The organism is Alphaproteobacteria bacterium (genome assembly GCA_024244705.1).
GTDB lineage: Bacteria > Pseudomonadota > Alphaproteobacteria > JAAEOK01 > JAAEOK01 > JAAEOK01.
Map to the genome: position 1 here is coordinate 44,682 of JAAEOK010000060.1, position 18,494 is coordinate 63,175.

The 18,494-nt window shown below is 61.1% G+C and carries 16 protein-coding genes; 8 read left to right on the forward strand and 8 right to left on the reverse strand.

All coding sequences use genetic code 11. The annotated features are described in order from the left end of the window. Positions 1-16 precede the first annotated feature (16 nt). Positions 17-2,143 carry a ComEC family competence protein gene (locus GY791_10340; GenBank protein MCP4328819.1) on the forward strand — a complete coding sequence of 709 codons (2,127 nt, stop codon included), beginning with the start codon at positions 17-19 and terminating at the stop codon, positions 2,141-2,143. Here the strand turns inward: GY791_10340 and lexA are convergent, their stop codons facing one another. The 8 genes from lexA to GY791_10380 form a co-directional block, all read right to left on the reverse strand. Continuing rightward, positions 2,144-2,848 (reverse strand): transcriptional repressor LexA, encoded by a 705-nt coding sequence (lexA, locus tag GY791_10345; protein ID MCP4328820.1) that lies wholly within the window; start codon positions 2,846-2,848, stop codon positions 2,144-2,146. Between the two features lie 127 nt (positions 2,849-2,975). After that, positions 2,976-4,190, reverse strand: a complete 1,215-nt coding sequence (locus GY791_10350) for a molybdopterin molybdotransferase MoeA (protein MCP4328821.1) — start codon at positions 4,188-4,190, stop codon at positions 2,976-2,978. Then, the gene (gene moaC / locus GY791_10355) at positions 4,187-4,663 is read right to left on the reverse strand and encodes a cyclic pyranopterin monophosphate synthase MoaC (protein MCP4328822.1); all 477 of its coding nucleotides are present in this window, start codon (positions 4,661-4,663) and stop codon (positions 4,187-4,189) included. Before moaC ends, GY791_10350 begins: the two co-directional genes overlap by 4 nt. 10 nt (positions 4,664-4,673) lie before the next feature. Beyond that, positions 4,674-5,489 carry an indole-3-glycerol phosphate synthase TrpC gene (trpC, locus tag GY791_10360; GenBank protein ID MCP4328823.1) on the reverse strand — a complete coding sequence of 272 codons (816 nt, stop codon included), beginning with the start codon at positions 5,487-5,489 and terminating at the stop codon, positions 4,674-4,676. Continuing rightward, on the reverse strand, positions 5,486-6,541 hold the full coding sequence (trpD, locus tag GY791_10365) for an anthranilate phosphoribosyltransferase (protein ID MCP4328824.1): 1,056 nt from the start codon (positions 6,539-6,541) through the stop codon (positions 5,486-5,488). Before trpD ends, trpC begins: the two co-directional genes overlap by 4 nt. After that, positions 6,538-7,143 carry an aminodeoxychorismate/anthranilate synthase component II gene (locus GY791_10370; GenBank protein ID MCP4328825.1) on the reverse strand — a complete coding sequence of 202 codons (606 nt, stop codon included), beginning with the start codon at positions 7,141-7,143 and terminating at the stop codon, positions 6,538-6,540. The genes trpD and GY791_10370 overlap by 4 nt, the downstream gene beginning before the upstream one ends. Before the next feature lie 128 nt (positions 7,144-7,271). Then, positions 7,272-8,777 carry an anthranilate synthase component I gene (locus GY791_10375; protein MCP4328826.1) on the reverse strand — a complete coding sequence of 502 codons (1,506 nt, stop codon included), beginning with the start codon at positions 8,775-8,777 and terminating at the stop codon, positions 7,272-7,274. Between the two features lie 3 nt (positions 8,778-8,780). Next, positions 8,781-10,655 (reverse strand): hypothetical protein, encoded by a 1,875-nt coding sequence (locus GY791_10380; GenBank protein ID MCP4328827.1) that lies wholly within the window; start codon positions 10,653-10,655, stop codon positions 8,781-8,783. 169 nt (positions 10,656-10,824) lie between these two features. Between GY791_10380 and GY791_10385 the strand changes: the two genes are divergently transcribed. The 7 genes from GY791_10385 (at position 10,825) to eno (ending at position 18,411) form a co-directional block, all read left to right on the forward strand. Next, on the forward strand, positions 10,825-11,583 hold the full coding sequence (locus GY791_10385; protein ID MCP4328828.1) for a triose-phosphate isomerase: 759 nt from the start codon (positions 10,825-10,827) through the stop codon (positions 11,581-11,583). Positions 11,584-11,660: 77 nt separating this feature from the next. Continuing rightward, positions 11,661-11,993 (forward strand): preprotein translocase subunit SecG, encoded by a 333-nt coding sequence (gene secG / locus GY791_10390; protein ID MCP4328829.1) that lies wholly within the window; start codon positions 11,661-11,663, stop codon positions 11,991-11,993. A gap of 94 nt (positions 11,994-12,087) precedes the next feature. Then, the gene (locus GY791_10395) at positions 12,088-13,716 is read left to right on the forward strand and encodes a CTP synthase (GenBank protein MCP4328830.1); all 1,629 of its coding nucleotides are present in this window, start codon (positions 12,088-12,090) and stop codon (positions 13,714-13,716) included. A gap of 4 nt (positions 13,717-13,720) precedes the next feature. After that, positions 13,721-14,548: a 3-deoxy-8-phosphooctulonate synthase gene (kdsA, locus tag GY791_10400; protein MCP4328831.1), complete on the forward strand. Its 828-nt coding sequence runs from the start codon at positions 13,721-13,723 to the stop codon at positions 14,546-14,548. 328 nt (positions 14,549-14,876) lie between these two features. After that, positions 14,877-16,316 carry a hypothetical protein gene (locus GY791_10405; protein MCP4328832.1) on the forward strand — a complete coding sequence of 480 codons (1,440 nt, stop codon included), beginning with the start codon at positions 14,877-14,879 and terminating at the stop codon, positions 16,314-16,316. Between the two features lie 127 nt (positions 16,317-16,443). Continuing rightward, on the forward strand, positions 16,444-16,815 hold the full coding sequence (locus GY791_10410; protein ID MCP4328833.1) for a response regulator: 372 nt from the start codon (positions 16,444-16,446) through the stop codon (positions 16,813-16,815). A 306-nt stretch (positions 16,816-17,121) separates the two neighbouring features. Then, the gene (eno, locus tag GY791_10415) at positions 17,122-18,411 is read left to right on the forward strand and encodes a phosphopyruvate hydratase (GenBank protein ID MCP4328834.1); all 1,290 of its coding nucleotides are present in this window, start codon (positions 17,122-17,124) and stop codon (positions 18,409-18,411) included. The last annotated feature ends 83 nt before the right edge of the window (positions 18,412-18,494 follow it).

Here is an 18,494-nt window from a genome sequence, read left to right on the forward strand (position 1 = left end):
GCTTGATAGATCGATCATGTTCAGCGGTCGGGTCGACGAGAGGAATGACGAAACCCGATGGGGTGCCATGGGGCCGGTTCGGTTGGCCATGTCCTTTCTGGCCGAGGAACGTGACCGATGGGTGCTGTGGATCCCGGTTGGTATCGCTACCGGAATCGCGATCTATTTCTCGCTGCGCACGGAAGCTGCGCTTTGGGTTGGACCTACGCTCCTCATACTCGCCTTAGTGGTCTTGATCGCCAGCAGGCACCGCTCGGTGGCGACGCCAATAGCAATGATCCTGATCGCCCCGGCTGCGGGGTTTGCCGCCGCGCAGGTAGCGACGTTCCTGACCGATGTCGAAACACTGGACGAGCGGATCGGCCCCCGCCAAATGATCGGGCAAATAAGGTCGGTTCAAGACGTCACCGGTGGTTACCGGTTCGTTCTGACGTCGGCGACAATGGATGACCTGGGTCAAGACGACCTGCCACGACGGGTACGCGTTCGAACGCCGAAGGGCGACTGGTTGCCGCTGCCGGGCGATTGGGCCGCGGGCCTCGTCGTACTCAATCCGCCGCCGCCGTCGGTGGCACCGCATGCGTTCGATTTCGAACGTTACGCCTTCTTCAAGGGCATCGGAGCGATTGGGTACTCCCTCGGCAGAATGAAGCCCGCCGCAGATTTCGAATCCGACCACGGCGGTGCAATGCTCTTGTTGTCGCGGATCCGGCGGTCGGTTTACCAGAGGATTGTCGCGGCTCTTCCCGGTCGGGAGGGTGCTGTTGCCGCTGCTTTGATCACCGGCGAACGTGGGTCCATCCCGGCGGGCACATTGCAGGCGATGAGAGATTCCGGGCTCGCTCATCTTCTCGCGATATCGGGACTACATATCGGCCTGGTCGCCGGGCTTATTTTCTTCGCTACCCGCGCTTTGCTCGCTTTGTGGCCGACAATCGCGCTTCGCCATCCGATCAAGAAGTGGTCGGCAGTGGTCGCCCTGGTGGGGGCATTCTGCTATTTGCTGCTGTCCGGCATGACGGTTCCGACACAACGAGCGTTCTTGATGATAGCGCTCGTCCTCCTGGCGGTTATGACCGACCGCGAAGGCGTGTCGATGCGGCTCGTGGCATTCGCCGCGATCGTGGTCCTGTTGCTGGCCCCCCACACGCTGATGAGTGCCAGTTTTCAGCTTTCCTTCGCAGCCGTGATCGCGCTTGTTGCGGTCTATGAAGCGCTACGCGCCCGCTACGCCATCAATTTGCGAACCAGCTCCTGGTGGCGGCAACCGCTGCTCTATGTCGGCGGCGTCGCTTTGACGACCTTCGTCGCGAGTTTGGCGACCTTACCCTATGCCCTATTCCACTTCGGCCGAATAACCCTTTACGGATTGGCCGCAAATATGATCGCGGTGCCGGTTACCGCTTTCTGGATCATGCCGTGGGGGCTGCTCGCCCTTTGCCTGATGCCCTTTGGATTGGAGAAAGTAGCGCTCGTGCCCATGGGTTGGGGCATCGGCGTCGTCCTCGGCGCCGCGGAATCAGTCGCAAGTTGGCCGGGAGCCGTCCTACTGATGCCGATGCCGCCGGCCTGGGCGATCGTTCTGGTCACTATCGGCGGCCTCTGGCTGTGCTTGTGGCGCCGGCGATGGAGGTGGCTCGGCTTACCCGTCATATTGATCGCGCTCATCGGCTTTGGTGCCGCGACCCCGCCAAGCCTTTTGGTCTCGCCCGACGCGCGGCTCGTCGCGGTCCGCGATCGCGACGAGGCTTGGCTATTTTCGTCGGCCCGTCGCGACGCCTTCGTCCGCGACTCGTGGCTGCGTCTGGTCGGTGCGGCGGAATGGCGACCGTGGCCCGAGGAGGGCCCCAGCGAAGGAGGCGCGCTGCAATGCGACACCATCGGCTGTCTCTATTCGATCGCCGGCCGGATCGTCGCGATTGTCAAGGACCCCCGCGCCGCCGCCGAGGATTGCGCCATCGCCGACGTGGTTGTAGCGCTGGTGCCGCTCGATGATCGTTGTCGACCGCGAACCGGTCTGGCGATCGATCGCTTCGATCTATGGCGCAACGGCGCCTACGAAATTCGGTTTGACGGAGGAGAAATTAGGGCGACCTCGTCACGGCAGGTGCGGGGCGATCGTCCGTGGGTGGGATTGCCGTGATCAATAGCGGCGGATAAGACCGACGAGTTTGCCTTGGACCTTGACTTGGTCCGGTCCAAAGATACGGGTTTCATACTTCGTGTTGGCGGGCTCCAGCGCTACAGAATTGCCCTTGCGGCGCAGCCGCTTCAGCGTCACTTCGTTGCCGGCAACCAAGGCCACGACAATGCTCCCGTTTTCCGCGGTTTCGCAGCGTTGAATGATTGCCGTGTCGCCGTCTTGAATGCCGGCGTCGACCATCGAATCGCCATCGATCTCCAGGGCATAGTGCTCGCCGCCGCCCAACAGGGTGGGCGGGACGGCAATCGAATTACCGGGTTCGCGTAAGGCCTCGATCGGTGTGCCGGCTGCGATACGGCCGTAGAGAGGCAATTCCACCACCTCGCCGCCGACCCGAACCGGCGTCGGACCGGATTTGAAATCGGGACGGATGACATTCGACGGACGGCCCCTGCGGGCAGACCCGAGGGAACGATTATTCAGCGCCGCGTCTTGCGGCATTCGCAGGATTTCAAGCGCCCGGGCGCGGTGCGGCAGACGGCGTATGAACCCGCGCTCTTCGAGGCCGGTGATCAAACGATGGATGCCTGATTTGGACTTCAACCCGAGCGCTTCCTTCATCTCGTCGAAGGATGGCGACACGCCCTTGCTGGTGATCCGCTCGTTGATGAATATCAGTAACTCGTGCTGCTTGCGGGTCAACATGTCTGATATCCCCCTCGAACGGACACAAAATGTAGAACAAAATGCCAACTTCTTATTATGTTCTAGTTTAGTTCCACTTTTTCGTCAACCCTTTTTGGCGTTCGATGCAGCGCCCCGGGCGGCCTTCCTAGACGCTGAAGAGGGAGCCGGATAGGTGAATGACTTCGACGCGATCGCCGGAGGCGGCCGACGGCGCATCGGGTGCCCTGACGATAAGGCAGTCCGCGTGGGCCAGTCCCGACAACACCGAGCTGTCCTGTTTGGTGAACGGGGTGGCCACCGGTTCTCCGGCGCCATCGTAGGAGAGTGTCGCGCGTAGATAGTCCTGCCGCCTATCGTTCGCCGGCAAATCGCGGCCGAGCGCCGCTGTCGCGGCCGGCGCCGTATCGACGCCGAGGCCCAGCATCTTGGCCAGTGCCGGGCGCAGGAATACAACCGCGCAAACCAGCGACGAGACCGGATTGCCGGGCAGTCCCAACAACGGCGTTTCGCCCAATTGGCCGAAAATCAATGGCTTCCCCGGCCGCATCGCGACCTTCCAGAAGTCGACCTGCAAGCCTTCCTTGCCGAGTGCCTTTTGCACAAGATCGTGGTCGCCAACGGAAGCGCCGCCGCTGGTCACCAGGAGATCGGCGCCACGCGCTCCGGCCGCCATCGCGGTCAGGACCCGCTCGTCATCGGCGGCGATACCAAGGTTTGACGGTGTGCCGCCGCAGGCGGTGACAAACGCGGCTAGAGAAATGCCGTTCGAACTGACGATCTGGTTCGGTCCTCGCAATTCTCCCGGGTTCACCAATTCGTCACCGGACGACATGATGGCGATTCGCGGTCTCCGCCGCACGCGCAACCAGGGGACGTTCATGGCGGCGGCAAAACCGATGTCCCGCGCGGTCAGAACTCGGCCGGATTGAAGGCCGACATCGCCGGCGCGAAAGTCGAGCCCGGCGGGTCGAACGAAATCACCGGCCGGTCCGCAGGCGGCAATCGTCACCGTTTCGCCGTCGGACTCCGTGTCCTCCTGGATGACGATGGTATCCGCCGCGTCGGGAACGGGCCCGCCGGTGAAGATCCGAACCGCCGTGCCGGGTGTCACCGTTCCGTCGAACGCACCGCCGGCCGGCGCCGACCCGATCAATTGAAGCTTGGTTGGCAGCGACGACATGTCGGCGTGGCGTACCGCGTATCCGTCCATGGCCGAAACCGCCGCGGGAGGTTGTGTCACGCGCGCCACAACATCCTCCGCGAGGACGCGACCCAGACCCTCGGCCAGCGCTATTTGCTCGGCCGCCAGGGGCTCGAAAACCGACGTTATCCTCTCTAGCGCCTCGGCGACCGATATCATGGCCTGTCGTAGGTTCCCGATTTTCCGCCACTCTTGTGGACGAGGCACATATCACCGATGCGCATTCCGCGGTCGATTGCCTTGCACATATCGTAAACGGTGAGGGCAGTCACCGAAACGGCGGTCAAGGCTTCCATCTCCACACCGGTCCGGCCAGTCGTTCGTACTGTCGCCGAAATGTCTATCGCGTCACGGCTCTCGTCGAATGACAAATCGACTTCGATAGATGTGATCGGCAATGGATGGCACAGGGGGATAAGGTCGGCGGTGCGCTTGGCGGCCATGATCCCAGCCAAGCGCGCGACGGCGACGACGTCACCCTTTTTCATCGCGCCTGCCTTTATCGCGGCCATCGTTTCCGGGTTCATATAGACCGATCCCTTGGCGACGGCGACGCGCTCGGTGATGGCCTTCGCGGATACGTCGACCATACGCGCCTGGCCGTGGTCGTCGATATGCGTGAGTTTGCCCATTCCGTTGGCCTTATGCAGTGGCGCGCGCCGGCTCCGATTGATCAAGCAGCTTGCGGGTGGCGGATTCGATATCCGGTTGTGCCATGAGCGAGGTTCCAACCAGGAAGCTGTGGGCGCCGGCAGCGGCCATGCGCGCCAGATCGCGCGGATGGTCGAGACCGCTTTCACACACCAGCAGGCGGTCGGACGGCACCAGCGGCGCCAATTCCTCGGTCGTTGCGATATCGGTTTTCAGTGTCTTGAGGTTGCGATTGTTAATGCCGATCAAAGTTGACTGTAGTTTGAGCGCGCGTTCGAGTTCGGCGGCATCGTGCACTTCGATCAGTGCGTCCATCCCGAATTCCGCGGCGGCGGCCTCCAGATCCGCGGCTTGGTCATCATCCAGCACGGCCATGATGAGGAGGACACAATCGGCACCGATGACCCGCGATTCCACGATTTGATAGGGATCGAGCATGAAATCCTTTCGCAGTACCGGAAGATCGACGACGTCCCGAACCACGGCCACGAAATCATCATGCCCGCCGAAATATTTTTCATCGGTCAACACCGATAGGCAGGCCGCGCCACCGCGCCGGTAGGCCTGCGCGATCGCCGGGGGATCGAAATCTTCGCGGATCAGGCCGCGACTCGGCGAGGCCTTCTTGATCTCCGCGATCAGGCCGTATTTACCGGTCGCGATACGGGCGGCGAGGGCGGCGGCAAAGGGTCGTGCCGGTGACGCTGCGCGGGCATCGCGCTCAAGTGCCGGCTGCGGGTGCGTCAATTTGCGAACGCGAACGGCCTCGCGCTTGTCGCGGCAGATTTGGGCCAGCACGTCGCTCAATTCTGTTCCTCCGCCTCGGCGGCGTTGCGGGAATTGGTGATCTCGACCATGCGATCGAGCGCGGCGCGCGCCCGGCCTTCGTCGATCGAGGCGGCGGCGAGCGTAGCACCTTCCCGGAGGCTTTGCGCCTTACCGGCGACGACGAGCCCGGCGGCCGTGGAAAGCAGAGTGAAATCGCGATAGGGTGTCTTCTCACCGGCGAGAAGACCGCGCATTGCCTCGGCGTTGAACGCGGCATCGCCGCCTTTCAGCGCTTCGATCGGCGCCCGCTCCAGGCCGGCGTCCTCTGGAGTGATCTCGAACGTACGAACCTTGCCGTCCTCGTAGGCGGCGACATGGGTCGGTCCGGTCAGTGTGATCTCGTCGAGGCCATCCGAACCATGGACCACCCAGGCCCGTTCGTGGCCGAGCCGCCCGAGCACCTCGGCGATTGGCTCGACCCACTGTCGTGCGAAAACGCCAACCAAGAGGCGGCGAACATGAGCCGGGTTCGACAATGGACCGAGCAGGTTGAATATCGTCCTGGTGCCGAGTTCCACGCGCGGGCCGGCGACATGGCGCATGGCACTATGATGCCGCGGGGCCATCATGAACCCGATTTTTGCGTCGTGGATCGCCTGCTCGATGAGATCGAAATCCGCATCGATATTCACGCCCAATGCGGTCAGAACGTCGGCCGCTCCCGATTTCGATGAAATCGCCCGGTTGCCGTGTTTGGCGACCGCTACGCCGCATCCCGCGACCACCAACGCCGCGGTCGTGGAAACATTGAAGGTGCCGATTTCATCCCCGCCGGTACCGACAATATCGATGGCATCCGCCGGCGCTCGCATGCGGTGTACCTTGTTGCGCATGATGCGGGCCGCCCCGGCGATCTCATCGACCGATTCGCCACGGACCCGGAGACCGAGCAGGAAACCGCCAATTTGCGCGGGCGTGGCGTCGCCCGACATCATAATGTCGAACGCCGCCTCGGCCTGATCCTGGGTTAGTCGCTTGCCTTGGGCGACGCATCCGATGAGCGATTTGAAACTAACGATTCCGCTTGTCATGCCGCCGCACTCTTGGCCGCCGGGTTCGGTTCATGGCCAGTGATCCGCAGGAAATTTGCGAGCAGGGCGTGGCCGTGTTCCGAGGCGATACTCTCGGGATGGAACTGGACGCCATAGACCGGGAATTCGGAATGCGCCAGCGCCATGACCAAGCCGTCATCGGTTTCGGCGGTCACGTGCAGGCAACTCGGTAGGGAGTCGCGGGTCACGATCAGGGAATGGTAGCGCGTGGCATCGAATGGATTGGGTAGTTCGGCAAATATACCCTGGCCCGTATGCCGGATAGAGCTGAGCTTGCCATGCATACACACCGGCGCACGCTCGACCCGGCCGCCGAAGGCCTGTCCGATGGCCTGATGACCGAGGCAAACCCCGAGAATTGGGATCGTACCGGCGGCCAACTCAATGAGGTCGAGGCAGATTCCCGCCTTGTCGGGATCGCACGGGCCCGGCGACAGCACGATGCCGCGCGGGTTCTTGGCCACCACCGCGGCGGCGCTCAGCGCGTCGTTGCGGTGGACCTCGACGTCGGCGTCCAACTCACCCAGAAAATGGACCAGGTTCCAAGTGAAGCTGTCATAGTTGTCAATGAGTACATACATCGCAGCAGTTTAGTTCTGTTCTCTTAAGATAATTGTTTAATTGCAATTGCCCCCTTATATCAGGTTCCGAGGGAACCGTAAAAGGCGGCGTTGAGGGCTTGTCGGGAGACCGCCTGAAGCAGCTTCAATCAACGGCCGGCGGCGAACCGCACCGCTTCCTCGGCCGCTCGGATTAACGCCTTGGCCTTATTCAGGCTCTCCTGGTACTCGGCCTCCGGGTCGCTGTCGGCAACGATGCCACCGCCGGCCTGAATATAGGCAGTGCCATCCTTGACCAACGCGGTACGAAGCGCGATGCAGGTGTCCATCGATCCGTTGGCCGCGAAATAGCCGATCGCCCCGGCATAGGCGCCCCGCCGTTCGGTCTCCAATTCGTCGATGATCTCCATCGCCCGCACTTTGGGCGCACCACTGACTGTGCCGGCCGGAAATCCGCCAATCAATGCATCGACCGCGCTCATATCGGCGCGAATTCGGCCTTCGACGTTGGATGCGATGTGCATGACGTGGGAGTAGTACTCGATCGACATTTGCTCGGTAACCCGAACCGAACCGATTTCGGCGACCCGTCCAACGTCGTTGCGGCCGAGGTCGAGCAACATGAGATGCTCGGCGAGTTCCTTGGGATCGGCCAGCAAATCGGCGGCAAGGGCCTTGTCTTCTTCGCGGTCGGCGCCACGGCGGCGGGTGCCGGCGATGGGTCGGATCGTCACCGTCCCGTCGCGCAGCCTGACCAGGATTTCGGGGCTCGAGCCGACGATCGAGAAGCCGCCGAAATTGAAGAAAAACAAGAATGGCGACGGGTTGAGCCGACGCAACGAACGATAGAGGGTGAAGGGGGGCAGGCGAAAGGGCAGACGGAACCGCTGCGATGCGACGACCTGAAAGATATCGCCGGCGCGAATATATTCCTTCGCGCGCTCCACCATCGCGTGGTAGGCGGCGCGGCTCACGTTCGATTCCGGTTCCGGCAGTGTTTGTAAATCGGCGGCCGGTTCGCGCCGGTAGGGAAGGTTTCGCTCGAGATCGGAAACAACGTCGGCAAGCCGCTCTCGAGCCATGTCGAATGCGCCCCGAACGTCGATGCCCGGCTCCGGCCACACCGGCGTAATGACGGTAACCTGGTCCTCGATACTGTCGAAGACGGCGACCACGGTGGGCCGGATGAAGATGCTCTCGGGAATACCCAGGACATCGGGGTTGTTGTCGGGCAGCAATTCCATCTGCCGGACCATGTCATATCCCATATAGCCGAAGAGCCCCGACGCCATCGGCGGTAACGATTCGGGAACCACGATGCGCGACTCTGCCAGCAGGTCGCGAAAAGAATCGAGCGGCGGGCCCGTGACAGGATCGAAGGCGTCGGGGTCATATCGCGCGCGGCGATTGACTTCGGCCCGGCCATTCACGCACCGCCAGATCAGGTCCGGCTTAAGTCCGATCAGCGAATATCGGCCGCGGGCAGCGCCACCCTCGACGGATTCCAAAAGAAAACTGTTCGGACGTTCCTCGGCCAGCTTTAGCATCGCCGATACTGGAGTTTCCAAGTCGGCAACCAGGGTCGTCCAAACGACTTGCGGCCGACCTTTGCTGTAAGCCGTGGCGAAGCTGTCGTAGTCCGGCGAGGCGCGCACGGACTAGAGGATGCTCTCGATCACGGGCCGGTTTATCGTGACCTCGTGATCTTGCCGGATGGCGCGGTCGAGCTGCTCGAGAATGTCGGCCTTCACCGCATTCGTCGTCTGACCTTGCAGGCGCTGAACGGTCTCTTCGTCGTCGCCGGGTTCGGCGGGAATAATTTCTTTCAGCTCGATGATCGCGTAGCCGTCGTTCGAGGCGGCCATGGCCGGCTCACCGAAACCGACCTTGAACAGCTCAGCAGTTACCGCGGCCGAAACGCCGGCGCCGATATCTTGTTCCGTCCGCGTCACCGGTCGACTGGTCGCCACACGAAGATCCTGTTCTGTGCCCAAATCGACAAGGGTCCACGACCCCTTGGCCAGATTGAGCAGGTCCGAGGCATACTCCTTGGCTGCCTCCCGCCGTCTTTCCTCGATGACAGCCTCCTTCACTGCATCCATGACGCTATCGAAGGGCCGCGGCGCCTCACCATCGATCGAATCGACGCGCAACAGGAAATACCCCTCGGTCGTTTCGGTGAGGAAGCTGTCGAGCCCGGGCTCCGATTCGAAAGCGACCGACAAGAAGCTTGAATTGCCCGGTATGTCAGCGACCGGCTTTCCGTCGGGGTCCATGCCATTACCGTCCACGGCGGGGATTCGAAGGATATCGAGATTCAGGCCGGCCGCCGCCTCTTCGAGCGTTGCGCCGCCGCCCAACTCGTCCTCCAGGAGGTTCGCGAGATCGGCCAGCACATCGACGGACTGATCCCGCGCCAACGATTCGCGGAGCATTTCCCGAACCTCGTCAAATTCGATTACGGCGCCTGGAACGATGGTCGTGACTTGAAGAATGTGCCAACCGAAGGGGCTCTGAACCGGCGTGCTGATTTCACCGTCGCCGAGCGCGAACGCCGCGTCGCCGAGTTCGGTGAAGGGAAGCTGGTCTTTGGTTATTTCGCCCAGTTCAATCGGGGATCCGTCGGCAATTTCCGTCGCAACGGCATCCAATGAGCGCCCTTCCAGGAGGAGTGATTCGGCCTGTTTGGCTTTGTCCTCTTCGCGCAGGACGATCTGCCGAATACCACGTTTCTCCGGCGTCTCGAACTCTGCGCGGCGACTGTCGTAAGCGTCGCGAAGGGCCTCTTCGTCGACACCGATTTCGTCCAACACCGCCTCCGGCTCGAGCACGATGGCGGTTATTTCCCGGTACTCGGGCGCCATGTAGTCGTCTGTGCGCGAGTCGTAATAGGCGCGGAGCTCGCTGTCGGTCGGGGTCGCCACGATTTGATCCTCCGCACGCACTTCAAGCACGTCGGCAACGCGTCGTTCGTTACGGTAGGCGTAAAGTCGATCGAACAGAAGACGCGGCGCCTCTTCGAGCATCGCGACGCTGCTCACCAATTGGCGGCGCGCCATGTCTTCGCGCAGAACTTCGACATAGGTCGCTTCGTCGAGGCCGTTATTGCGAAGAACCGCGAGAAACACGTTGGCATCGAATTGGCCGAACTGATTGCGGAACGCAGGATCCAATTGGATCGAACGCCTAATCAAATCCTCCGAAATCGTGACCCCCATCTCCTTCGCCTTGACGTCGAGCAAGGCCTCGGCGATCAAACGGTCGAGCGCTTGATCGACGAGACCGATCTGTTGCGCCTGCCTGGAATCGATTTGAACTCCTAGCTGTTGCTGCAACCGTTGGACCGAAAGCTGAAATTCACGAGCCAGGGAAGCCGCATTTATCTCCATCGGCCCGACTTCGGCGACCACATCCGATTGAACGCCGGTACGAAGGATATCGCCGATGCCCCATACACCGAAGCTGAGGACCAGCAGCCCAAAGAGAATCTTTGCGAAAATCGAGGCCGTTTTCTTGCGTAGGGCCTGGAGCATTGCGAGCCTTTCCGTTTAGGGCGCGTACCGAATTTCTGGTCCGAGATTGGGCGCGGATAATATGAACGCGCGGTGGCCGCGGCAATAACGGATTCCGTCCTACCGCACTTTGATCCCGCCTGACCATGTGATAATTAGCGCCACCGACGGCAAGCTAGCGAAATTACCGATGCCCCCATTAGACCGTACTTTGATTGCCGGCAATTGGAAAATGAACGGCAATCGGGAAATGACCCGCGGCTTTGTCACGGGCCTGCGCGCCGTCTTGGATACGGTCGGGCGATCGCCCTGCGATGTTGTGATCTGCCCGCCGGCACATCTTATCGGGATAATGGCGGATTTGGCCGACGGCAGTTCGATCGCCATCGGCGGACAAGATTGCCACGTCGAGGAATCGGGGGCGCACACCGGTGACATTGCGGCGGAAATGTTGGCCGACGCCGGCGCCGAATTGGTTATCGTCGGGCATTCGGAACGTCGCACAGACCACAACGAGACGAGCGATCTGGTGCGAAACAAGGCCGCCGCCGCACACCGAGCCGGCCTGACCGCGATCGTCTGCCTCGGCGAAACCGAATCCGAGCGCGATTCCGGGGCGGCGCTATCCGTCGTCGAGGAACAGCTGGCGGTATCCGTTCCGCATTCCTGCGACGCGACGAACACGGTGGTCGCCTATGAGCCGGTGTGGGCGATCGGTACCGGGCGCACCCCGACCCTCGATGACGTTGCCGAAATTCACGCCCAGCTTCGGCGCCAGCTTAGTGAGCGGTTCCCCAGCGGTCCGGCCGTTCGGTTGCTCTATGGGGGCTCCGTCAAACCGAACAACGCCGCCAAACTGCTGGCGATCGACAATGTCGACGGCGCACTCGTCGGCGGCGCCAGCCTCGACCTCCGGGATTTCCTAGCCATCATTGACAGTTGTCCCTAGCGCAACGATCTAAGAGTGGGTAAAAGACGCTCAGTTTGGAGAGCCCGCCTCAAGGTGGGCTTCGGAGAGACGAGTTCATGACAGCGGTTTTGCTAGCTATTCACATTTTGATCACGGTCGCGCTGGTCGCATCGGTTCTGTTGCAGCGAAGTGAGGGCGGCGCCTTGGGAATTGGCGGTGGCGGCGGCGGTGGTGGCCTTATGAGTGGGCGCGCGGCCGGCAACGTGTTGACGAAAACGACGGCGATCTTGGCCGCGGGGTTCATGTTGACCAGCATATTATTGGCAATCCTGGCTGGCGGTCGCGATGGCGGGTCCATTCTTGACGGACCTGTCGCGCCGATCGAGGCACCCGCTGCGCCCTCGGAACCGGCGCAGCCGGCGACGCCAAGCGCCCCGATCAGCGACTGATCATATGATCGAATACCGTTAAGATTCGTGAGGCGGCACATTAGCCGCCTCTTCTTCTTGGGAATGCAACAAAGTTCGTTTAAGGTGGAGGTCCATGACGCGGTTCATCTTTATCACCGGCGGCGTGGTCTCCTCTCTCGGTAAAGGTCTGTCGGCGGCGGCGCTCGGCGCGTTGCTCCAGGCGCGCGGTTTTTCGGTCAGGCTGCGAAAGCTTGATCCCTATCTGAACGTCGATCCGGGAACGATGAGCCCTTACCAGCATGGCGAGGTCTATGTCACCGACGATGGCGCGGAGACCGACCTCGACCTCGGCCACTACGAGCGTTACACCGGGGTCGCGGCCCGCCAGTCCGACAACGTGACCTCCGGCCGCATTTATCGGGACGTGATAAGCCGCGAACGCCACGGCGATTATCTGGGGGCGACGGTTCAAGTCATTCCCCACGTCACCGATGCGATAAAGGAGTTTGTGCGGGCCGATTCCGACGAAACCGACTTCTTGCTATGCGAAATCGGCGGAACCGTCGGCGACATCGAGGGGTTGCCATTTACCGAGGCAATCCGGCAACTCGGCAACGAGCTCGGGCGCGAGCGTGCCTGTTATGTGCATCTGACGCTGCTGCCCTATATCCCCGCCGCGGGCGAGCTAAAGACCAAACCGACGCAGCATTCGGTCAAGGAATTGCTTAATGTCGGAATTCAGCCAGATGTCCTGCTGTGCCGCAGCGACCGCACGATTCCGGCGGACGCTCGGCGCAAGATTGCCTTGTTCTGTAATATCCCCGAACCGGCCGTTATTCCTGCTCTCGACGTGGCGAATATCTATGAGGTGCCGCTGCGCTACCACGACGAAGGGTTCGACGACGCGGTCTTTGCCCATTTCAAGATGACGCCACCGGAACCCGATCTGTCGCGGTGGGAGGATATCGTCGAGCGGCTCGACAAACCGGAAGGCGAGGTCACTATTGCCGTTGTCGGTAAATACACCGGGCTCCCCGATGCCTACAAATCGCTGGCCGAGGCCTTGGCGCATGGCGGAATCGCCAATCGGGTCAGTGTCAATCTCGATTGGATCGAATCGGAGATATTCGAGGATGGTGGTGCCGTCCATCAGCTCGACGGTGTCCACGGGATCTTGGTGCCAGGTGGATTTGGTGAACGCGGCGCCGAAGGGAAGGTCGAGGCGGCCCGATTCGCGCGGGAGAAAAAGGTGCCATATTTCGGAATCTGCTTCGGCATGCAGATGGCGGTAATAGAAGCGGCACGAAACCTGGCCGGGCTTCCGGCCGCCAGTTCGACGGAATTCGGCAAGACCAACGAACCGGTCGTCGCGCTGATGACCGAGTGGATGCGCGGCAACGCGCTCGAAAAACGGTCCGCCGACGGCAATCTCGGCGGTACGATGCGGCTCGGAGCCTACGAGGCGGTTTTGACGCCGGATAGCAAGGTCAGCGAGATCTATGGCGGCGCGCCTACGATCAGCGAGCGGCACCGTCATCGCTGGGAAGTCAACAACACCTATGCCGAACGCCTCGAGCAGGCCGGACTACGGTTTTCCGGCATGTCGCCGGATGGCGAGTTGCCTGAAATCGTCGAGCTGCCCGATCATCCTTGGTATGTGGGTGTGCAATTCCATCCCGAGCTCAAATCAAAGCCGTTTGAGCCGCACCCGCTTTTTGCGTCCTTCGTCGAAGCCGCCGTCAAGCAATCTAGGCTCGTCTAGCGCCATGAGCGCACTGCACCACGTTGCCGTTGGCGGCCTCGAAATCGGTAACGATCTGCCGTTGACGTTGATCGCCGGTCCCTGTGCATTGGAGAGCCGGGCCCATGCCTTGGAAACGTCGTCTGCACTTCGCGAGATCGCCGGCAAGCTCGGCATCGGTCTGATATACAAAACCTCGTTCGACAAGGCCAATCGAACCAGTTTGCAGAGTCCTCGTGGCCTCGGCTTGGCCGAATCCCTTCCGATCCTGGCGGAAATTAGGGACAGCGTCGGCGTCCCGGTGTTGACCGATGTGCACGAGTCCGGCCAGTGCGCGGCGACCGCAGAAGCGGTCGATGTTCTGCAAATACCCGCCTTCCTCTGCCGTCAGACCGATCTTCTGGTCGCCGCCGGCGAAACCGGCAGCGCCATAAACGTCAAAAAGGGTCAGTTTCTTGCGCCCTGGGATATGACGAATGTGGTGTCGAAGATCGAAGCAACCGGAAATCGCCGCATTTTGCTGACCGAACGCGGCGCCAGTTTCGGCTACAACACGTTGGTTTCGGATCTGCGGTCGCTACCGATCATGTCGGCGACCGGCTACCCGGTCGTGTTCGACGCGACACACAGCGTGCAACAGCCAGGCGGACAAGGCGCCAGGAGCGGTGGCGAGCGTGAATTTGTACCGGTTTTGGCGCGAGCCGCGGTCGCCGTCGGCGTTGCCGCCGTTTTTCTCGAAACCCACCAAGATCCCGATGCCGCGCCAAGTGACGGGCCGAACATGATCCCGCTGTCGGCACTCCAGACGCTACTCGAGAAGTTGATCGCTTTCGATCGCGTGGCCAAGATTTAGAGAACCTCCCGCACGGGCAAGAATTGACGCGGAATACAGGGGCCGGTCATTTCTCCCGGTAAATTTACCGAATCTAAAAACTTGAACGGCAGGATCGCCTGACGACGGCGCACGCGAGCGTTCATTGTTCCGAACCTTGTGGAAGGCGCCTAGCGAGAAGGTGGATCGGGGTCGCGGCGAATCGCCGCCTCCTTACCTTCGTTGAAGGTGAGGATTCCCGGATCGACTTGATTATTGGAGGCATCGGGCGCGGACCACGCGGCGACCCGACTGCCGCCCGGCGACCTCAAGAGTTGCGGGGCCGGGTACTGACGCATGGAGCGGTCGAGTGCGGCTAAGTGATGTTCTGCTCGCAAAGGGTATTGTAACTACCGAAGAGGTCGCAAGCGCGATTGCGCGCCAGCGCAGTCATGGTGGGCCCCTTACCGATAACTTGCTGGCATTGGGATTAATCTCGATCGTCGATCTCGATGCGATCCTGAAGCAGGTGCCGATCGCGCCGTCGACGATCGCCGATACCGGCCTCAAAACAGAATATTTGATCACCTTGTTGGCGAAATCCATTCGCGTCCTCAATCTGACCGCGATTGGCGAAATCCGGGATGCGATGAAACTTCCGACCTCGGTTCTGGAGAACGTGCTGCAGGAAGGCGTCACGCGCGGACTTTGGGAAGTATCCGGACACGAGGGCGGAGACGGAAGTTCCGGTGCGCGTTACCGTCTTACACAATCGGGCAGGAAGTTCGCCGACGAGGTTTTCGACCAGAATCAGTATGTCGGGCCGGCGCCAGTTTCGCTAGGTGCGTATCATGCCCAGGTCCGCAAACAGGCCATCGGCGGCGAGCGCGTTGCGCCGGAGCGGGTGGCGAAGGTGTTTTCGGATCTTGTGGTTTCGGAAAAGTGCCTGCGACGACTTGGACCCGCGCTCAATTCCGGCAAATCATTGCTCCTCTACGGGCCGCCCGGAAACGGAAAGACCACAATCGCCCAGCAGATCGGAAAAGTGTTCGAGGACATCATCTTCATTCCCTACTGCATCGAAGTGGGCGGGGAGATCATCCGGGTGCTCGATCCCAGTCTCCACGAAATCGTGGCGACCGACGATGCCAGTGCCCACGCGACTCTGGTTCGCCGCGAGGGGATAGATGCGCGCTGGATCGCGTGTCACCGTCCTTTCATCGTCACCGGTGGCGAGTTGAGCCTGGAAATGCTCGATCTGAGCTTCAACAGCATTTCCAAGTTTTACGAGATGCCGGTGCACCTCAAGGCCCAGGGCGGCACGTTCGTCGTTGACGATTTCGGCCGCCAGTTGGTCAAGCCCGAAGAGCTTCTTAACCGTTGGATCGTGCCGCTCGAGCAGGGCGTGGATTACCTCAAATTACATACCGGTAAGACGTTGCAGGTGCCGTTCGATCAGCTGACGATTTTCTCGACCAACCTGACGCCTGAGAATCTGATGGATGCGGCGTTCTTGCGTCGGATCCCCTACAAAATGCTGATCGGAGAACCGAGCGTGGATGAGTTCAAGGAAATATTCCGCCGTGTTTGCCAAGGCCGCGATATCGCCTGGTCGGACGAGGATGCGGACAGGATTATCGCGCATATGAACGCAATCCCCGGGCATCAATTGGCCCGCTACCAGGCCAAGTTCCTCACCGATCAAATCGCGACCGCGGCACGCTTCGCTGGCGCGCCAATAGAATTCCATCCGGATATGATCGACGATGCCATTTCGAATCTGTACGCGCAGGATTCCGAGGGTTCATGAGCGTGCTGATTTCCCGGGATCGTGTTCAAATGTCTGTACTCCTGCCCGTGGTGAATTTCGGGACTCGATCCGATCGACGGGGTTTTGAAAACGATCGATCGAAGTTGACACGAAAGGTGTGATTGCGATGCCTAGAACACTGTTAGTCTATGACGACGAACCCAATGTATTGCAAATGGTGTCGATGGTCGCGCGGCAGGAGGGATTCGAGACCGTCGAAGCTCAGAACGACGAAGACTTTTGGAGCTGTTACGACGACAGGCAGCCTTCGGCAATTTTGCTCGATATCGTGGTCCCGGGGACCAGCGGCATTGAAATGCTTGGCCAGCTGGCGGGCAAAAAATGCTCCACGCCGATATTGATGATGAGCGGGTATCACCGCGAGATCCTGGGCAGCGCGCGGCGACTCGGAGGGTCTTACGGCCTCGACGTCCGGGATATCCTGGTCAAGCCCTTCTCTGTGGACGACCTCAAGTCAAAGCTGCGCGAGATCGAATAAACGGTCATCCGCGCGGTCCGCCCCGCACTGTCCAAGCCTTCGCTTGAGCCTCGCGTCGTTGAGTTTCTTGGACGTTTTTTCTTTGTCGGGGTCGCCGCATCCGGCCAAAACGACTAGCATGACCGCGACGCGGTGGGCGGATCGCCATTCACGGCGGCATAGTGATTTCGATAGGCCGGGCGACGGGCGAAGTGCTACCGGGTGAACCCCGAAGTTGTCGGCGTCTTATGCCATGTCCCGATCTGGTTCTTGCACCGCGCCCCCGGCACCGCTAAATCTCGCGACCGCAGCGAGAAGGAAACCGTCATGACCACGATCGCCGATATAAGAGCCCGCGAGATTCTGGACAGTCGCGGCAATCCGACCGTGGAGGTCGATGTCACGCTGGATACGGGCGCCTTCGGCCGCGCGGCGGTCCCCTCCGGCGCCTCGACGGGTGCCCACGAGGCGGTCGAACTCCGCGACCAAGACCCCAAGCGGTATAGCGGCAAGGGCGTGTTGAAAGCGGTCGACGCGGTCAACGGTGAGATCTTCGACACTGTCATCGGTCTGGATGCTCACGAACAGATCGCGCTCGACGGGGCACTGATCAGCCTCGATGGTACGGAGAACAAGGGCCGTCTCGGCGCCAACGCGACGCTTGGCGTCAGTCTCGCCGTGGCGCGGGCCGCTGCCGCCGATATTGGTTTGCCGTTATACCGGTACGTCGGTGGGACGCAGGCAAGGGTCATGCCGGTGCCGATGATGAACATCATCAATGGCGGCGCCCATGCCGACAATCCGATCGATTTTCAGGAATTCATGATAATGCCGGTTTCGGCGCCGACGATGGCGGATGCGGTTCGCGCCGGTGCGGAAGTGTTTCACGCGCTGCGCGGTCAATTGTCCGACGCCGGCTACAGCACTGCGGTCGGCGACGAAGGCGGATTCGCGCCGGCTCTCGGTTCGACGACGGAGGCGATCGACTTCATCGTTCGTGCTATCGAGAGCGCCGGATATGATCTGGGCGACGACATCGTCATGGCGCTTGACTCGGCGTCGACCGAGTTCTTCGCCGACGGTAGGTATGAGCTTGCCGGGGAAGGAAAGAGCCTCGACGCGGCGGGAATGGTCGCCTATTACGAAAAACTGGTTGGCGGCTATCCGATCGTCTCGATCGAAGACGGCATGGCGGAGGACGATTGGGACGGGTGGTTGGCCCTTACCGACGCGCTCGGTGATCGTGTCCAACTTGTCGGCGACGATCTTTTCGTCACCAATCCGATCCGTCTCGCCCGTGGCATTGACGCCGGCGTGGCAAATTCCATCCTCGTCAAGGTCAATCAGATCGGCACCCTGACGGAGACCCTCGATGCGGTCGAGTTGGCCCATCGTGTCGGCTACACGGCAGTAATTTCCCACCGTTCGGGGGAAACCGAGGATGCCACCATCGCCGATCTCGCCGTCGCCACCAACGCCGGCCAGATCAAGACCGGCTCGCTGTCACGGTCGGATCGGCTGGCGAAGTACAATCAGCTGATCCGCATCGAGGAATCGCTTGGACCATCGGCGGTCTATGCGGGCCGAGACGTACTTCGCCGTCCGGACAGCCCTTAGGTATCTCGGATTCAAAGTTAGGACTCATTGTTAACATACAGATTCTCAATAATTATATTGACGATCTACATATTTGGTGATTC